General features: G+C 59.1%; 19 protein-coding genes. 10 read left to right on the forward strand and 9 right to left on the reverse strand.

The features are described from left to right. Positions 1-100, reverse strand: a 100-nt coding sequence (locus Q0O19_RS01760; protein WP_295519647.1) for a bL21 family ribosomal protein, incomplete at its 3' end; no start/stop codon positions are given. Between the two features lie 217 nt (positions 101-317). Between Q0O19_RS01760 and Q0O19_RS01765 the strand changes: the two genes are divergently transcribed. Beyond that, a complete protein-coding gene (locus tag Q0O19_RS01765; protein WP_295519553.1) occupies positions 318-1,301 on the forward strand; it encodes a polyprenyl synthetase family protein in 984 nt (327 codons plus the stop codon). Positions 1,302-1,363: 62 nt separating this feature from the next. Beyond that, positions 1,364-1,765: a surface-adhesin E family protein gene (locus Q0O19_RS01770; protein ID WP_295519556.1), complete on the forward strand. Its 402-nt coding sequence runs from the start codon at positions 1,364-1,366 to the stop codon at positions 1,763-1,765. 8 nt (positions 1,766-1,773) lie between these two features. Here Q0O19_RS01770 and Q0O19_RS01775 read toward each other — a convergent pair whose 3' ends face one another. The 6 genes from Q0O19_RS01775 to Q0O19_RS01800 are packed head-to-tail and all read right to left on the reverse strand — an operon-like array spanning position 1,774 to position 6,400. Continuing rightward, on the reverse strand, positions 1,774-2,532 hold the full coding sequence (locus Q0O19_RS01775; protein ID WP_295519559.1) for a 1-acyl-sn-glycerol-3-phosphate acyltransferase: 759 nt from the start codon (positions 2,530-2,532) through the stop codon (positions 1,774-1,776). Between the two features lie 28 nt (positions 2,533-2,560). Continuing rightward, positions 2,561-3,856, reverse strand: coding sequence for a dihydroorotase (locus tag Q0O19_RS01780; protein ID WP_295519562.1), 1,296 nt, complete (start codon positions 3,854-3,856; stop codon positions 2,561-2,563). A gap of 14 nt (positions 3,857-3,870) precedes the next feature. Continuing rightward, the gene (locus tag Q0O19_RS01785; protein WP_108374389.1) at positions 3,871-4,836 is read right to left on the reverse strand and encodes an aspartate carbamoyltransferase catalytic subunit; all 966 of its coding nucleotides are present in this window, start codon (positions 4,834-4,836) and stop codon (positions 3,871-3,873) included. A 33-nt stretch (positions 4,837-4,869) separates the two neighbouring features. After that, a complete protein-coding gene (pyrR, locus tag Q0O19_RS01790; RefSeq protein WP_295519567.1) occupies positions 4,870-5,379 on the reverse strand; it encodes a bifunctional pyr operon transcriptional regulator/uracil phosphoribosyltransferase PyrR in 510 nt (169 codons plus the stop codon). Beyond that, positions 5,376-5,804 (reverse strand): Holliday junction resolvase RuvX, encoded by a 429-nt coding sequence (ruvX, locus tag Q0O19_RS01795; RefSeq protein WP_295519568.1) that lies wholly within the window; start codon positions 5,802-5,804, stop codon positions 5,376-5,378. The genes pyrR and ruvX overlap by 4 nt, the downstream gene beginning before the upstream one ends. After that, a complete protein-coding gene (locus Q0O19_RS01800; protein WP_295519569.1) occupies positions 5,801-6,400 on the reverse strand; it encodes a YqgE/AlgH family protein in 600 nt (199 codons plus the stop codon). Before Q0O19_RS01800 ends, ruvX begins: the two co-directional genes overlap by 4 nt. A gap of 74 nt (positions 6,401-6,474) precedes the next feature. Between Q0O19_RS01800 and Q0O19_RS01805 the strand changes: the two genes are divergently transcribed. Further along, positions 6,475-7,950, forward strand: a complete 1,476-nt coding sequence (locus tag Q0O19_RS01805; protein ID WP_295519571.1) for a deoxyribodipyrimidine photo-lyase — start codon at positions 6,475-6,477, stop codon at positions 7,948-7,950. Here Q0O19_RS01805 and Q0O19_RS01810 read toward each other — a convergent pair whose 3' ends face one another. Then, positions 7,951-8,121, reverse strand: a complete 171-nt coding sequence (locus Q0O19_RS01810; RefSeq protein ID WP_295519572.1) for a rubredoxin — start codon at positions 8,119-8,121, stop codon at positions 7,951-7,953. 103 nt (positions 8,122-8,224) lie between these two features. Here Q0O19_RS01810 and Q0O19_RS01815 point away from each other — a divergent pair, with 103 nt between their 5' ends. The 4 genes from Q0O19_RS01815 to Q0O19_RS01830 all read left to right on the forward strand — a co-directional run bounded on the left by Q0O19_RS01815 (position 8,225) and on the right by Q0O19_RS01830 (position 11,366). Further along, positions 8,225-9,172, forward strand: coding sequence for a bifunctional hydroxymethylpyrimidine kinase/phosphomethylpyrimidine kinase (locus Q0O19_RS01815; RefSeq protein WP_295519573.1), 948 nt, complete (start codon positions 8,225-8,227; stop codon positions 9,170-9,172). Positions 9,173-9,180: 8 nt separating this feature from the next. Continuing rightward, complete coding sequence (gene hemL / locus Q0O19_RS01820) at positions 9,181-10,476, forward strand: glutamate-1-semialdehyde 2,1-aminomutase (protein ID WP_295519574.1); 1,296 nt, start codon at positions 9,181-9,183, stop codon at positions 10,474-10,476. An 8-nt stretch (positions 10,477-10,484) separates the two neighbouring features. Further along, the gene (locus tag Q0O19_RS01825; RefSeq protein ID WP_295519575.1) at positions 10,485-10,949 is read left to right on the forward strand and encodes a hypothetical protein; all 465 of its coding nucleotides are present in this window, start codon (positions 10,485-10,487) and stop codon (positions 10,947-10,949) included. A gap of 75 nt (positions 10,950-11,024) precedes the next feature. Then, a complete protein-coding gene (locus tag Q0O19_RS01830; RefSeq protein WP_295519576.1) occupies positions 11,025-11,366 on the forward strand; it encodes a DUF6172 family protein in 342 nt (113 codons plus the stop codon). Between the two features lie 6 nt (positions 11,367-11,372). Here the strand turns inward: Q0O19_RS01830 and Q0O19_RS01835 are convergent, their stop codons facing one another. Continuing rightward, on the reverse strand, positions 11,373-12,317 hold the full coding sequence (locus Q0O19_RS01835) for a LysR family transcriptional regulator (protein WP_295519578.1): 945 nt from the start codon (positions 12,315-12,317) through the stop codon (positions 11,373-11,375). A 162-nt stretch (positions 12,318-12,479) separates the two neighbouring features. Between Q0O19_RS01835 and Q0O19_RS01840 the strand changes: the two genes are divergently transcribed. The 3 genes from Q0O19_RS01840 (at position 12,480) to dctP (ending at position 17,226) form a co-directional block, all read left to right on the forward strand. Further along, positions 12,480-14,639 carry an indolepyruvate ferredoxin oxidoreductase subunit alpha gene (locus tag Q0O19_RS01840; protein ID WP_295519580.1) on the forward strand — a complete coding sequence of 720 codons (2,160 nt, stop codon included), beginning with the start codon at positions 12,480-12,482 and terminating at the stop codon, positions 14,637-14,639. After that, positions 14,636-16,183 carry an indolepyruvate oxidoreductase subunit beta family protein gene (locus tag Q0O19_RS01845; protein WP_295519581.1) on the forward strand — a complete coding sequence of 516 codons (1,548 nt, stop codon included), beginning with the start codon at positions 14,636-14,638 and terminating at the stop codon, positions 16,181-16,183. The genes Q0O19_RS01840 and Q0O19_RS01845 overlap by 4 nt, the downstream gene beginning before the upstream one ends. Positions 16,184-16,257: 74 nt before the next feature. After that, positions 16,258-17,226 carry a TRAP transporter substrate-binding protein DctP gene (gene dctP / locus Q0O19_RS01850; protein ID WP_295519583.1) on the forward strand — a complete coding sequence of 323 codons (969 nt, stop codon included), beginning with the start codon at positions 16,258-16,260 and terminating at the stop codon, positions 17,224-17,226. Positions 17,227-17,230 lie beyond the last annotated feature (4 nt).

Below are 17,230 nucleotides of genomic sequence, written 5' to 3' on the forward strand. Positions count from 1 at the left end.
CGATTTCCTGGCCAACGTCCGCAGCAATCTGTTCTACTTTAATTTTTTCGCCAGCGACAACACGATACTGTTTGCCACCGGTTTTTATGACCGCGTACATAAATGACCTCTTTGAATGGAAGTTTCCAAGGGCTAATCCCCAAGGAACCGGAGATTCTAGCATGAGGCATGGCCAGCAGACAAATGGACAGGCAATCTTCGCCGCGAACAGCAGCGCTGACGGGCACGGTCCCTATAATGGCTTCACTTGTTATTGGCGCTTGAAACAGTGCTCTTGTCGCTCCGGTTCAGCCGGGCAACCCAGCCGGATACTCCATTTGTCTGCTTCTCACAACAGCACTGCCACCGTTCTCGCATTGGTGGCCCCCGACATGGCCGAAGTCGATCGGGTGATTGCCCAACGGCTCGATTCCGGTGTGCCCTTGGTGGGTGAAGTGGCTCGCTACATCATTTCTGCTGGGGGTAAACGCATTCGGCCCGTCCTTTTGCTGCTGACCTGCGGTGCTTTGGCTTACACCGGCAGCCAGCGCCACAATTTGGCGGCTGTCGTTGAATTCATTCACACCGCGACTTTGCTGCACGACGATGTGGTGGATGAATCCACCCTGCGGCGCGGCCGCCCCACCGCCAACGAAAGCTTTGGCAACCCGGCCAGTGTGTTGGTCGGCGACTTTTTGTACTCGCGCGCCTTTCAGATGATGGTGGATGCCCAGAGCATGCGGGTGATGCAAACCTTGGCCGATGCCACCAACGTGATCGCTGAAGGCGAGGTTCTGCAACTGATGAACATGCACGACGCCTCACTGGACGAAGAAGGCTATTTGCGTGTCATTCGATCCAAAACCGCCAAATTGTTTGAAGCCAGTGCTCGCCTGGGTGCCATTTTGGCGGGCAGCCCCACAGACATCGAGAACGCCTGCGCAGATTACGGCCAAGCCCTTGGTACCGCTTTTCAGGTGATCGACGATGTGCTGGACTACGACGGCAATGCCGTCGAAATGGGCAAAAACCTAGGCGACGACTTGCGCGAAGGCAAGGCCACACTGCCCCTGATTTTGGCCATGCAGCGCGGCAGCGAAGCCCAAAGCCGGACTTTGCGTGAAGCGATAGAAACCGGCAGCGTGGCCCGTTTGAGCGAGATCGTGACCATCGTTCGTGAAACAGGGGCCTTGGAGGCAACGCGTGATGCCGCTGCATCAGAGGCGCAGCGGGCCATTGATTCAGCCATGAAATTGCCAGACAACGTCCACCGCCAAGCCATGGTGGCACTGGCTTCTCAACTGCTGGGCCGCAGGACTTGATAGACCTTGACCACTTTCGGCATCACAGGTCTGGCTCAGCCTCTTTTTTTTCCACTCCAACCATGAAGCTCAGCCCATTCATTTCTTTGGCAGTTTTAACTTGGTCTTTTGTTGCGGGCTCCTTGGCCAATGCCAAGCCCAAGTGGGAGCCCATCATGACCAACGACCAAGGTTTGTTTTACATCGACACCAATTCGGTCACCCAAGAAGACGGTCGAAAAACGGTGCAGAGCGTCCTGGATTACAAAAAACCTCAGACCACCAGCAAGGGGAAGAATTACCTGTCGTTGCAGTCCCAAGTTGAAGTCGATTGCAAAAAGAAGATGGCCCGTGTTTTGCACATGACCTATTTCTCCGGCGCCATGCTGACGGGGCAAACGGTCTACCGCCAAGGCATGTTGCACGAGTGGATGGCGATCGATCCAAGTTCTCCCATTCACAAAATTGCACGAAAGATTTGCTGAGTGATGGCTTAACTTGGCAAGCGCCAGCCACTGGCATCACGCAAACGGATCACCTCTGTGCGCAGATCCTGGGCCCATTGACGGCGATCGCGCCCGTTGGCATGTTGTAAATCACCAAAATGAACCACTGCAATGATGCTGGGGGCTTTCAGGGTTCGCCACATGGAGCCCAGCAAGGTGTCATCGCCAATGTAACAAGGCGCCAAAGTGGTTTCACCTGTTTGTGCGTCCAGAAATTGAAGTGACATGGGCTGGACAGGGGCTTGAGCATGGATCGCTGACTGGATCAAATTGGCATGAAAAGGCAGCAAGTCCAGGCCATCACTGGTGGTTCCCTCCGGGAAAATGGCTACCACATCGCCTTCTTGCATGGCACTGGCCATGTCTTTGACCATGCGCAGCGCATCTTTTCGATTGGTCCGTTCAATGTACAGCGTGCCAGCCCCCGTGGCCAACATGCCCACCAAGGGCCAATCTCGGATGTCAGACTTGGAGACGAAGCGGCAGTGCCGCGCCGAGTGGATGACCACGATATCCAGCCACGAGATGTGGTTGGCCACCAAAAGCGCCGGACCCTGGCGCACGGGCTGGCCCATCACCTTCAGGTGAATTTTCCAAAGCGCCAAAAATTGCAGCGCCCAGGCTTGCACGTGCATTTCTCGATGCTCGGGATTGAGCTGTGGAAAGCGCATATAAATCACCCACATGCCCATGAAGACATGCCAAAGACCGCGCAGGAATTTCCAGATGGCTTTGAAAGAATGCATACCTGAGCAACCCTCTCATTGAGAGCGCTTAAGGGGCTTCGAAGGCCACTTGCCCACCAACCAACGTGGTCAGAACCCGGCCGGGCAGTTCATAGCCCGAAAACGGCGTGCTCTTGCCCTGACTGTGTAAGGCCGCCGCCGTCACGGGCCAGTGGCCTTCGGTCGACAAGACACACACGTCGGCCAAGCCGCCCAGGGCCAAATGGCCCACCGAGTCCTGCAATGGACCCAAAGCGGTGCCCAACACCCGGGCTGGATCGGACGTGATGCGCGAGAGCACTTGTGGCAGTGGCAGACCGGCTTCTTGGCCCCATTTGAGCGCCAGGCTCCAGAGCAGTTCCACGCCCGTGGCACCGGGCTGGGCCTCAGCAAAAGGCAAGGCCTTGGCATCCGAATCGACCGGGGCGTGGTCCGATACCAGCACATCCAGGGTGCCGTCGGCCAAGCCTGCACGCAGCGCATCTCGGTCGCGCTGCTGCCGAAGCACCGGCGTGAGGCGCGCACGGCTGTCAAAGTAGCCCATGTCGGCATCGGTCAGGTGCAACGAGTTGATGCTCACATCGGCGGTAACAGGCAGACCCTCGGCCTTGGCCTGGCGCACCAGTGCCACACCCGCAGCACTGCTGATGCGGCACAAATGCACTCGGGCTTGCGTGGACCGAACCAGTTCAAAAATGGTGTGCAAGGCGATGGTCTCGGCAGCCACCGACACACTGGACAACCCCATGCGCGTGGCCAGCGGGCCGCTGGCGGCCACACCTTTGCCCAGGTGCAGCTCTTGTGGGCGCAGCCACACGGCATAGCCAAAGGTGCTGGCGTATTGCAGTGCGCGCTGCAGCACTTGTGTGCTGGGGATCGGCACCTCGGCTTGGCTGAAGCCCACGCAACCGGCGGCAGTCAGCTGGCCCATTTCAGTCAGCACATCGCCTTTCAGACCCACGGTGAGTGCGCCCAAGGGCAGCACACGGGCCTGGTGCAGTTTTTCAGCGCGGTAGCGCAGCATCTCCACCAGACCGGGCTCGTCGAGCACCGGCTCGGTGTCGGGCGGACACACCAGGCTGGTCACGCCACCGGCAACCGCGGCCGCCATTTCACTCTCGAGCATGCCCGCGTGCTCCTGCCCGGGTTCGCGCAGGCGCGCCGCCAAGTCGACCAAGCCAGGGGCCACGATACAGCCTGTTGCATCGATCACACGGTTAGGGGTGAAGTCGGCAGGCACTTGGCCCACCGCCACAATGCGTCCCGCAGCGACGGCCACATCGGCCATTTGGTCAAAGCCGCTGGCGGGGTCCAGCACACGGCCGTTTTGAATCAGGATTTTCATGTTGCTTATTCCCCTCAAGCCTCGTTACCGGCCACGATGCTCATCACCGCCATGCGCACAGCGATGCCAAAAGTCACTTGCGGCAAGATCACGCTTTGCTGGCCATCGACCACCGCCGAGTCGATCTCGACCCCGCGGTTGATCGGGCCCGGGTGCATGACGATGGCGTCGGGTTTGGCCAACTGCAGTTTTTCGGGCGTGAGGCCAAAACTCTCAAAGTATTCCTGACTGGAGGGCAGCAGCGCGCCGCTCATGCGCTCATTTTGCAGGCGCAGCATGATCACCACGTCGCAGCCCTGAATGCCTTCTTCGAGATTGTTGAAGACCCGCACGCCCATCTGGGCCATGTCGGCGGGCACCAAGGTTTTAGGCCCGACCACCCGCACCTCGGCGCAGCCCAGCGTGGTCAGCGCATGGATGTCCGAACGCGCCACACGCGAGTGCAACACATCGCCCACGATGGCCACGGTGAGGTTGGCAAAGTCTTTTTTGTAGTGCCGGATGGTGTACATGTCCAGCAGCGCCTGGGTGGGGTGGGCGTGGCGTCCGTCTCCCGCGTTGACCACATGCACATGGGGCGCGACATGCTGTGCGATCAGGTACGGAGCACCCGATTCGCTGTGCCGAACCACAAAAATGTCGGCGGCCATGGCGCTCAGATTGGCGATGGTGTCGAGCAGCGATTCCCCCTTGCTGGCTGAAGATCGCGCGATGTCGAGCGTGTAGACGTCGGCCGATAGGCGGGTGGCCGCGATGTCGAAAGTGGTGCGGGTGCGGGTGCTGTTCTCGAAAAACAGGTTGAACACGCTCTTGCCGCGCAAGAGGGGCACTTTTTTCACTTCGCGATCGCTCACGCTGACAAAACTCGACGCGGTATCGAGGATGTGCGTGAGGATGTCTTTGGACAAGCCTTCTGTGGAGAGCAGGTGGATCAGCTCGCCGTTCTTGTTGAGTTGGGGGTTGTTGCGTTTGTAGAGCATGTTGTTCTCACCTCGTGGCTTTGGGCTGCGCTTTCAAGAAAGTGGGGCTTTGGTCTCCACTTCAAAACTGAAACGACCCTCTGCGTCGCGGGCCAGCGCCAGCGATTGCGTCTCTGGCAGGGTCACACGGGCAGCAGCGTAGTCGGCTTGCACGGGCAACTGACGCCCGCCGCGGTCCACCAGCACAGCCAGCTGCACGCGATCGGGACGGCCGTAATCAAAAATTTCGTTCAGCACGGCGCGGATCGTACGCCCTGTGTAAAGCACGTCGTCGAGCACCAAAATGTCAGCACCATCGACCTCGAAGGGCAAGCTGGTTTGGCCACCTGCCGAGAGACCGCGCTGAGCAAAATCGTCACGGTGCATGACCGAAGACACTTGGCCCGAATGACCCGCCAGGCCCAGGTCGCGCTGCAGTCGCTCGGCCAGCCAAGCACCGCCCGAAGTGATGCCCACCAATCGTGTATCCGCCTGGCAGAGGCTGCGCACGCCGCGCAGCAGTTCTTGGTACAACGCCTCGGCGTTGAGAGCGAGGGCACTCATGGGAGGTTCCTTAAAAATTGTTCAAGAATGATGGCCGCAGCCGCCGCGTCGGCGTCTTTCGCCCCTTGCGAATGCGCTTCGGTCGTGGTGTAGCGCTCATCCACCTCGTACACTGCCAAGCCAAAGCGACCACGCAATTGGCGGCCGAACTTGCGCGCGCGCAAGGTGTTTTCGTGCTCGCCGCCATCGGGGTGGGTGGGCACACCGATGACCAGTGCATCGGGTTGCCATTCCTGGATGCGTTTGGCGATGTGCTCAAACCGAGCGTCGCCCTCGGCGGCAATCGTGCCTTGTGGTGTGGCCGACTTCATCAGCCGGTTGCCCACGGCCACACCCGTTCGCTTGAGTCCATAGTCAAAGGCCAAAAAAGTTTGCTGAGTGGCTGGCACCGCCATGTCGGCAGACAGGTGGGGCACAGAGCTCATCCGTGCCCCGCTTCTGGCGAAAGCATCCAGCTTTTGAGCCCCAACAAGTCCAAGGCGCGGTCATAACGCTCGGCCATGGGCACATCAAAAATCACATCGGCAGAGGCCGGTACCGTGAGCCATGTGTTTTCTCCCAGTTCCGACTCGAGCTGCCCCTCCCCCCAGGAGGAATAGCCCAAGGTGACCAGCACCCGGCGCGGGCCTGCCCCAGATGACAACGCTTCGAGGACGTCACGCGAGGTGGTCATCTCCAGCCCACCCGGCACCGCCAGGGTTGAGGCGTAAATCGAACCATCGCCTTCCTGGGGTATCTCCATGCGGACTGGATCGTGCAAGACAAAACCGCGATCGGTCTGCACTGGACCACCGTTTGACACCAAGTTGTGCGCCAGGTCCTCTCGAAGCAGCGGCAAATCCACTTTGTCAAACAACAGGCGCATGCTGATGTCGGCAGGCTTGTTGATGATCAGGCCCATCGCCCCACGGGCACTGTGTTCGCACATGTAAATGACGCTGCGGGAAAAAGTCTCGTCCTCTAACCCGGGCATGGCGATCAGAAAATGATGCTTGAGGTCGATAGAGGCACAATCTGTCATGCATCGATTTTAGCGTTTTGGCCCCGTGGGGTTCGAGCCCAGGTGCATGGACAGACCCAAACCCTCAAACCCTGATGCAAACCCCTTTTTCTTGTGGCCTGGTCTGGTTGCGGCGCGATTTGCGCGTGAGCGACCATGCGGCACTGCACCAAGCCCTCACGCACTGCCAACGTGTGCATGTGGTGTTCGTTTTTGACACCGACATTCTGGATGCCCTGCCCAGAGTCGACCGCCGGGTGGAATTCATCCGGGAATCGCTGGTCGAGGTGAACCAACAACTGCGTGAATTGGCAGGTCACCCCCAAGCGGGTCTGATCGTGCGCCACGGCGTGGCCAAAGACAAAATCGTGAAACTGGCCCAGCATTTGCAGGCCCAAGCCGTGTTCGCCAACCACGATGACGAGCCGATGGCTTTGGCCAGGGACATCCAGGTGCGCGGCCACCTGGCCGACCACGGCATCGTGCTGCACACCTACAAGGACCATGTGGTGTTTGAGCGCAATGAGGTGCTGACCCAGATGGCCAAGCCCTTCAGTGTGTTCACGCCCTACAAAAACGCTTGGCTGAAAAAACTCACGCAACAAGACCTGCAAGCTTGGCCCATCGCCCCCTTGGCCTCGCGTTTGGCTGCTCGACCCGATGACCTGGCCCAACCCGTTCCCGAATTGCAGGACCTGGACTTTGCAGCCAGCAACCTCAAGGCCCTGAAAATCCCGACTGGCGAATCCGGTGCCCAAGCCCTGCTGCAAGACTTTTTGAAGCGCATTGACCAGTACGAAGACACCCGCAATTTTCCGGCCATCAAAGGTCCCAGTTACCTCAGCGTGCATTTGCGCTTTGGCACCGTGTCGGTCCGGCAGTTGGCCCGGGAGGCCCACGCGCGCATGTTGGCGGGCAGCCCGGGAGCAGCGGTTTGGTTGTCTGAGCTGATTTGGCGCGACTTTTATGTGCAGGTGCTGCACAACTATGCCCATGTGGGTCAGGGCAAGAGCTTCAAACCCGACTACGACGCCATCCAGTGGGAGCACGGCCCGCATGCCCACAAGCTTTTTGACGCTTGGTGCGAGGCCCGCACCGGTTACCCACTGGTGGACGCGGCCATGCGACAACTCAACCAAACGGGCTACATGCACAACCGGCTGCGCATGGTGGTGGCCAGCTTTTTGGTCAAGGACTTGGGGATAGACTGGCGCTGGGGTGAAAAGTACTTTGCCACCCACCTGAACGACTTTGACTTGTCGGCCAACAATGGCGGCTGGCAATGGGCCAGTTCCAGCGGGTGCGATGCGCAGCCCTATTTCCGCATCTTCAACCCCATCAGCCAAAGCGAAAAGTTCGACCCTGAGGGCAAATTCGTTCGCCGGTACTTGCCCGAACTGGCCGCTTTATCGAACCAAGACCTGCACGCACCTTGGTTGGCCAAGCCTCTGGCGTTGCAAGAGGCAGGCGTGGTCATTGGTAAAACCTATCCAGCACCTGTGGTCGACCATGCCCAAGCCCGCGAAAAAACACTCTTGCGCTATGCGGTGGTCAAAAAAAGCAGTGCGTGATCAGATGGCCACCATCTCAAAGTCTTCTTTTCGGGCTGCGCACTCGGGACAGGTCCAGTTCATGGGCACGTCTTCCCATTTGGTGCCGGGCGCAAGTCCGTGCTCGGGGTCGCCAGTGGCTTCGTCGTAGATCCAGCCGCAAATCAGGCACATCCAGGTTTTGTGTTCCATCACAGTGTCGCAATCAGAGAGTCGAATAGAATGATTTGATTGTATCGGGCCCCGTCGAGTGCCCGGCTTAAGATGTTCTGAAGCCTCCTGCCATTCGCCTTTCATGACCGATCACAACCCCGAATTGCCACCTGAAAACGGCATCGCCGATGACGCTGAAGCATCCGCCAGCTTGGCTTGCGTCTTATCCTTCAATGCCAACGACCCCAGCGGCGCGGGCGGTTTGACCTGCGACGCCACCGCCATGGCCTCGGTTGGCGCGCATTGTCTGCCGGTCTGCACCGGTGCCTATGTGCGAGACACCAGCAGCATCACCGACTTTTTCCCTCTCGACGATGAAGCGGTGAATGACCAGGCCCGCGCCGTGGCCGAAGATGTGCCTGTTCAAGTCATCAAGGTCGGCTTTGTGGGCACCCCCGAGAGCCTGGCCATCGTTGCCGCACTCGCCGACGACTACGACGGCGTGCCGGTGGTGGCCTACATGCCCAATTTGTCATGGTGGGAAGACGACAAGATCGACGCCTATCTGGACGCCTTTCGCGAACTGTTACTCCCGCAAACCAGCGTTCTGGTGGGTCACCACAGCACCCTGCGGCGATGGCTTTTGCCCGAATGGACCGGCCAGCGCAACCCCGGACCCCGCGACATCGCCAAAGCCGCCGCAGAGTTGGGTGTGCCATTCACCTTGGTCACTGGCCTGCCACTGCCAGACCAACACATCGACAACGTGCTGGCCTCACCCGAAACCGTGTTGGCCCACGAAAAATTCGAGCGCATCGAAGCGGTTTTTGCCGGCGCAGGCGATACCCTCGCCGCCGCTTTGGCGGCTCTGTTGGCCACAGGCATGGACCTGCCCGAAGCCACCAGCGAAGCCTTGAACTACCTTGACCGTTGCTTGGACGAAGGCTTCAGGCCCGGCATGGGTCAAGTCATTCCTGACCGCTTGTTCTGGGCTTTACCGGATGAAGAAGACATGGACACTGAAGATCAGCCCGATGCGCATCCCGGCCTCGACCACTTTGAAGTGCCCTTCAACGAAACGAAACACTGAGAACTGCCATGACCAACCGCAACCAAGAACTGTTTGACCGTGCTGCCCAAGTGATCCCTGGCGGCGTGAACTCCCCTGTGCGTGCGTTTCGCGCCGTGGGGGGAACACCCCGCTTTGTGCAGCGCGCACAAGGCGCTTATTTTTGGGACGCGAACGGCCAAAAATACATCGACTACATCGGCTCTTGGGGCCCCATGATCCTGGGACACGGCCACCCTGCCGTGCTCGAAGCGGTGCAAAAAGCGGCACTGGATGGCTTCTCTTTCGGTGCCCCCACCGAACGCGAGATCGAGTTGGCCGAAGAAATTCTGAAGCATGTGCCCTCAATGGAAATGGTGCGTTTGGTCAGCTCGGGCACCGAAGCGGGCATGAGTGCTCTGCGCTTGGCACGGGGTGCGACGGGCCGCAGCAAGTTCATCAAGTTTGAAGGCTGCTACCACGGCCACGCCGACGCCCTGTTGGTCAAGGCCGGCTCGGGCCTGGCCACCTTTGGCAACCCGACCAGTGCAGGTGTTCCACCTGAAGTGGTGCGCGACACCTTGGTGCTGGAGTACAACAACATCACGCAACTCGAAGAAGCCTTTGCCCTGCACGGCAAGGAACTGGCCTGCGTGATGATCGAGCCGATTGCGGGCAACATGAACTTTGTCCGGGCCAGCGTGCCCTTCATGAAGCGCTGCCGCGAGCTGTGCACCGAATACGGCGCTTTGCTGGTGTTTGACGAAGTCATGTCCGGCTTTCGCGTGGCATTGGGCAGCGCTCAAAGTGTGTACGCCAAGGCCATTCCTGGCTTCAAACCCGACATGACGGTGCTGGGCAAGGTGATTGGCGGCGGCATGCCGCTGGCCGCTTTCGGGGGCCCCCGTGAGATCATGCGCCACTGGGCGCCCACTGGCCCGGTTTACCAAGCGGGCACCTTGAGTGGCAACCCGGTGGCCACCGCCTGCGGCCTGACCACGCTGCGTGAGATCGCCAAACCTGGCTTTTTTGATGCGCTGAGTGCTCGCACGCAAAGCTTGGTGAATGGCCTGACGGGTGCTGCTGCGGCGGCAGGCGTGCCCTTTGTGGGCGATTGCCAGGGCGGGATGTTTGGCTTTTTCCTGCTGCCCGAATTGCCACAAAACTACGCCAAGGTCATGACCAGCGACAGCCCCAAGTTCAACCAACTGTTCCACGGCCTGCTGGACGGGGGCGTTTACATTGCGCCCGCTTTGTACGAAGCCGGTTTTGTCAGCGCAGCCCATACCGAAGCCGACATCGCCGAGACAGTACAGGTGGCGGCGGACGTGTTCAAAACACTATGACACGTCACATGAAACGCTGGATTGGCCTTGGTTTGCTGGGACTGAGCCTGTCGGCCCATGCCGACTTGCAAGCAGATCGTCTGTGGGTGAATGCCGGTTTTTACTCGGCGCACTTTGACACCGACAAAGGCTTGCGCAACGCCAACCCCGGCATCGGCTTTGAATACCGACTGGACGACACCTGGTCTGCGACAGCTGGGCGATTTCGCAACAGCAACGACGCCAATTCAAGTTATGTGGGCGTCTACTGCCAGCCCTGGACCTGGGCGGGCATGAAGCTGGGCGTGGTGGCCGGCGCTTTCAACGGCTACCCCAATGCCAAAAATGGTGGCTGGTTTCCAGCCCTTATTCCCACCGCCAGTCTGGAACGTGGGCACTGGGGCCTGAATGTAGCGCTTGTGCCACCCCTCAAAGATCGCTTGTACGGTGCGGTGAGCTTTCAGCTCAAGTACCGCTTTCAATCTGTGCAGTGATCCCCAGCAAACCAGCGATAATCCGCCCCTGCATTGACGTCCGGACCGGGCGATTGCCCAGTGACCGAGAACCCCATGAAAAAGAACTTCCTCCTGCAAGCCGAAGGCAAGCACCCCGACCGCGTGCTCGAAGCTGTCAAGCACGACATCCGCAAATACTTCAAACGCGAACGCAACCGCGATGTGCCCAAGGGCGTGGATTTTTGGGACTTTGACTGCAAAGTGGGCCTGAGCGCCGACACCGCTGAAGTCGTGCGCGTGAGCGCCGTGATCGAAGCGGTGGACGCTGCGGCCAAAACGGGTGCCACCTCGGTGTACGTTGAAATATTGAGCAAACATGGGGTGCGCGTGCTTGGCGCATCCCCGGCACCCAGCGATGCCGAACAGGGTGATGTGGACTCGTCCCAAGTCCCATGAATTGCTTCAGGCGATGAAGACACCCTCTGGTGTTTGGCGTCTTCTTGTGAATAAGCGCTCGATCAAGCCCCGCATCCACTGCTGATCGGAATCTTGCTCAGTGCTGCTGTGCCAGACCATGTGGACCTCATACACCGGGGCATCTTCCAATGCCCACATTTGCAGCTGAAAGCGCTGACTCAAATCGCGGGCATACATCTCGGGCACGATGCACAGCAAATCGGTGTTTTGGGCCAATTCTGCAATCGATCCAAAATGCCGAGGTCTCACCTGGATGCGGTCTTGCAATTTCATGGCCATCAGCATTTTTTCGACGCTGCCGTGAAAGGTGGCCGTTGGCGATACCACCACGAATCGGGCCTGGACCAGTTGCATCTGACTGAGGGTGTTGCCACGACCTGGAGGCGATGGTGACCAGTCTTGAGAAGAAATCGCCATATAACGCTCCTTGAACAGCAACTGGCTGCGAATGCCCCGGTGTTGCGGTTTCAAAATGCCAATGGCCATATCGATGTCACGCGCTTCAAGTGCTGCAGCCACCTGGGCGGCATCCACAGACACATTGGACAGGCGCGCCTGCGGAGATTCGTGGCGCAAGGCAGAAGCCAAGCGCGGCAAAAACAAAATCTCACCCAAGTCTGACAGCGACAGCCGCCAATGACGTTGACTGCTCAGAGCGTCAAAAGGCTGGTGGTTCAGCACCAGGCTTTCCATGGCCAGTAACTGTGCCTGCATGGCCGGCGCCAGCTGCTCGCACAGGCGGGTGGGCTGCAATCCTGCCGGTGAACGCACAAACAACTCATCGGCGAAAAATTCACGCAAGCGGGCCAAAGCGTTGCTGGTGGCGGGTTGCGACAAAGCCAGCGCTTTACCTGCCGCCGTGACAGAGCGGGTGCGGTGAATCGCCACCAACACGCGCAACAGATTCAAGTCGAGTTGTCGAAAAATCATCGCTCAGCCATGTTTGAAATGAATAAGGGTTCCTACTAATCATTCACGACATCAATGTACCGCATTGAAAGAATCCATTTGCAGCTGCGCCTGTGCTGACCTAAATTGGGTCTCAACGTCAGATGGCTCTATGGGGACAAATGCCCATGAAAGGTTTTGTGCATGGCTGAACGGTCATTTTTGCAAGAAGTGCAAAAGCTGCGCTTGGGCGATGGCGATGAGTTCCATGGCGAAGGCATTTTGGCCGTCACCAAGGCTTTGCTGCAGTCGGGCGTGTCGTATGTGGCGGGCTACCAAGGCGCGCCCATCTCACACCTGATGGATGTTCTGACCGACGCGAACGACATCTTGCAAGAGTTGGGCGTGCACTTTGAACACAGCGCCTCGGAGGCCACGGCGGCGGCCACCTTGGCCGCATCGGTCAACTACCCCTTGCGCGGCGCGGTCACTTTCAAATCCACCGTGGGCACCAATGTGGCCTCTGACGCGCTGGCCAATTTGGCTTCAGGCGGGGTCACCGGTGGTGCCTTGCTGATCGTGGGCGAAGACTACGGCGAAGGCTCGAGCATCATGCAAGAGCGGTCGCACGCTTTCGCCATGAAGTCGCAAATTTGGTTGATCGACCCGCGCCCCAACCTGCCGAGCATCGTGCATGCGGTGGAAAAAGCCTTTGAGTTGTCTGAGGCCAGCCACACACCGGTGATGCTGGAGTTGCGCATCCGCGCCTGCCATGTGCATGGCCGCTTTCCAACCCGCAACAATGTGCGGCCCAGCTTCACGCTCAAAGACGCCATCGAAAACCCCAAGCGCGATGTCAACCGCATCGTGTTGCCGCCCGCCAGTTACCTGCACGAACAGGAAAAAACCCACAAACGCTGGCCCGCGGCCCTCAAGTTCATTCAGGAACACCATCTCAACGAATTTTTCTCAGAAGACGCGAACGACTTGGGCATCGTGATGCAAGGTGGCCTGTACAACGGTGTGGTGCGTGCACTGCAATTGCTGGGCTTGGCCGACGACTTCGGGCAAACCGACATCCCGCTGTATGTGCTGAACATCACCTACCCGTTGGTGGACGATGAATTCAAGCGCTTTTGCGCTGGCAAGCGCGGCCTGCTGGTGGTGGAAGAAGGCCAGCCCGATTTCATCGAACAAAACATCCGCAGCATCCTGCACAAGGCTGAACTGAAGACCCAAGTGCACGGCAAGGATGTGTTGCCCATGGGCGGTGAATACACCGGCGGTGTTTTGCTGCAAGGCATCCGGGCCTTCGTCGGTCAATTTGCGCCGCATCTGCTGCCTGCAACCCAGGACCAAAACCAAGACCTGGCCCAAACCGATAAGCGTCTGGCGATTCTTGAAGCGGTGGCCCAGGTTCACCCCCGTCCACCTTCGTTTTGTACCGGTTGCCCGGAAAGGCCGATTTTCACGGCCATCAAGATGATCGAGAAAGAACTGGGCCAGCACCATGTGAGCTGCGACATCGGCTGCCACCTGTTTTCGATCCTGCCGCCCTTCAACATCGGTGCCACCACCATGGGTTATGGCCTGGGCTGGGCGGGCGCTTCGGCCTTCAACACCAGCGAAACCAGCAAACGCACCATTTCCATCATGGGAGACGGTGGCTTCTGGCACAACGGCCTGACCAGCGGCGTGGGCAACGCCGTGTTCAACCAATCGGATAACCTGCTGCTGCTGGTGGACAACGGCTACTCGGCGGCGACGGGCGGTCAGGACGTGCTCTCGTCTAAAGCCATCAACCCGATTCGCAACACCAACAACCCGATTGAAAAAGCCGTGCGCGGGGTGGGGGTCGAATGGGTCCAAACCGTGACCCACACCTACAGCCTGGACCAGATGCGCCAGTCCTTGCGGGAAGCATTGACGACCCAGCAAAAAGGCCCGAAGGTCATCGTGGCGCAAAGCGAGTGCATGCTCAACCGCCAGCGCCGCGTGAAGCCCTTGATTCGCCAAAGCATTCAAAATGGAGAACGCGTGGTGCGCGAGCGCTTTGGCATCGACCCGGACACCTGCACGGGTGATCACTCCTGCATCCGCCTCTCGGGCTGCCCCTCACTGAGCATCAAGCCCAACCCGGATCCACTGCGCCAGGACCCTGTGGCGGCTGTGTCCGACAGCTGTGTGGGCTGTGGGCTTTGTGGTGAGGTCTCTCATGCTGCGGTGTTGTGCCCCTCGTTTTACAGGGCGGAAATCATCCACAACCCCAGCACATGGGACCGGTTCAAACAAGGTCTGCGCCAACGTGTGATTGGCTGGTTGCAAACCCGCATTGAGCAGCGACTCGAAGGCATTGCCGCATGAACGACACCCCCCAAGCCCAAGGCATCATCAGCCTGGCCATTTTGGCCATGGGCGGTGAAGGCGGTGGTGTGCTGGCCGACTGGCTGGTGGACCTGGCCGAACACAACGGCTACTGGGCACAGACCACTTCGGTGCCCGGTGTGGCACAACGCACCGGCGCCACGGTCTATTACATAGAGATGTACCCGAAATCGGCATCGCCGTCTGCACAAATGCCCGTGATGGCGCTCAGTCCTTTCCCAGGCGAAGTCGACATCGTATTGGCCTCGGAATTGATGGAAGCGGGCCGCGCCTTGCAACGCGGTCTGGTGGACGCCCACAAAACCACCTTCATTGCCTCCTCGCACCGCGTCTACTCCATGACAGAAAGAACCGCCATGGGTGATGGGCGGGTGGACGCGGCCAAGCTCTTGGCTGGAGCGCAGGCTGCTGCGCGGCAATTCATCGCTGCAGACTTTGCCAAACTGGCCGAGCAAGCCGGCAGTTTGATTGCGCCAGCCCTGTACGGCGCTTTGGCCGGCAGCGAACGTTTGCCGTTTTCACGGGCGCAGTTCGAAGCCAGCATCGAACGCAGCGGTGTGGGCGTTCAACCCAGCCTGAAGGCATTTGCGGCCGGGTTTGAGGCCGCCCTGCAAGTGCTCAAGCCGCCTGCTGTCCCTGCTACTGCAGGCATCACTCTAGCCAACCGGCCTTTGCACACGGGCGTCGGCCCCAAGCTCAAGGTCCTGGCCAGAAGTCTGGAAGGCGCATTCGCCTCCTCGGCCCACGAAGTCATTGCCACGGGTTTGGTGCGTCTGGCCGATTACCAGGATGTGGACTACGCCAAACGGTATGCCCAGCGTTTGCAGGACCTGGCCCGTGCCTTGGCTTCGGCGGTGACGGCATCGCCCTTGTCTGAAGACATCTTGCGTGAAGGTGCCAGGTACCTGGCCTTGTGGATGAGTTACGAGGACACAGTGCGCGTGGCCGACTTGAAAACACGGCGCACACGCTTTGAGCGCGTCAGCCAAGAAGTGAATGTGGCCCACACACAGATGGTGGGCATCCACGAATTCATGCACCCCCGGCTGGAAGAAATCGCGGACACACTGCCCGCGGGTCTTGGCCGCTGGTTACTGGCCTCACGCACCGCCCGTGCCGTGGTGGGTCGCTTCACCCAAAAAGGGCGTGTGGTGGAAACCAGCTCCTTGCGGGGGTTTTTGCTGCTGTATGGGGTGGCCAGCTTGCGCCGCATTCGCCCTGTGTCCTTGCGCTTTCAGACCGAACAAAAACGCATCGACCACTGGTGGGCACAGGCACTGGCCTTGTTGCCACGCCACGCAGATTTGGCCCTTGAGGTGCTGCGCGCTCAACAGCTGGTCAAAGGCTATGGGGACACGCATGCGCGGGGATGGCGGCATTTTGAAATACTCATGACCACCTTGCCTCGGTTGCAAACGCTGCCCGATGCGGCCAACCGCCTCAGTGCCTTGCGCAAAGCGGCCTTGGCAGACGACAGTGGCCAGGCGCTTGATCAAGCCGTGAAGCAACTGGCACCTGCGTGACGCCCACACCGTGGCATCCAGGACTAAGCTTCAAATTTCCCCACCGACCCCCAACCACAACAGGAGACTTGCCCATGAAAAGACGTTTACTCACCCAGGCCACCGCACTGGTTTTGGCGCTCGGCGTCACATCTGCCTCCATGGCCCAAGAGGTCACTTTGCGCCTGATCAGCGGCTTTGCGGAAAACGGCATTTATGTTCAACGCCTTCAGCCCTGGATCAACAAGGTCAACGCCGAAGGCAAAGGTGTTTTGCAAATCAACTTCATCGGTGGCCCCCGTGCCATTCCCTCATTTGAATTGGGCAACGCGGTCAAGACCGGGGTGGTCGACATGGCCTTGAACACCGGTGCTTTTTACACCAACGTGATGCCCGAGGCCGATTTCCTGAAGCTGACCCAGATCCCGGTCGCCGAGCAGCGCAAAAACGGCGCTTTCGATGCCATCAACAAAGTCTGGAATGAAAAAGGCAATATGCAGTACTTGGCCCGCATGGTCGAAAACCAGCCTTTTCACATCTACACCAACAAGAAAGTCGACAAACCCGATCTGGCGGGTCAAAAAATCCGCATCACCCCGGTTTACAGGGACTTCTTTCAGGCCCTGAACGCCAGCGTGATCACCACGCCACCTGGCGAGGTCTACACCGCCCTTGAGCGCGGAGTGGTGGACGGCTATGGCTGGCCCATCGGCGGCATTTTTGACTTGAACTGGCACGAGAAAACCAAGTTCCGCATCGACCCAGGCTTTTACGACGCCGAGGTCTCGCTGATCATGAACCTGCCCGCTTACAAAAAGCTCACGGACACTCAACGCATTTACCTGCAAAAACAGTTGTTGGCACTGGAAGCCGAAAACACCTTCTGGGCACGCTACTCGGCCGATGAAATCGCCCGTCAGGCCAAGGCAGGCATTCAAACCATCGCGTTTGATGCAGCCACCACCAAGGCCTTCAAAGACAAGGCTTACGAGATCGGTTGGGCATCTGCAACCAAACAAAGCCCTGAAGTGGCTGCGCGCTTCAAGTCGCTGTTCTCCAAATGATGGA

The organism is Limnohabitans sp. Rim8 (assembly GCF_945869175.1).
GTDB lineage: Bacteria > Pseudomonadota > Gammaproteobacteria > Burkholderiales > Burkholderiaceae_C > Limnohabitans_A.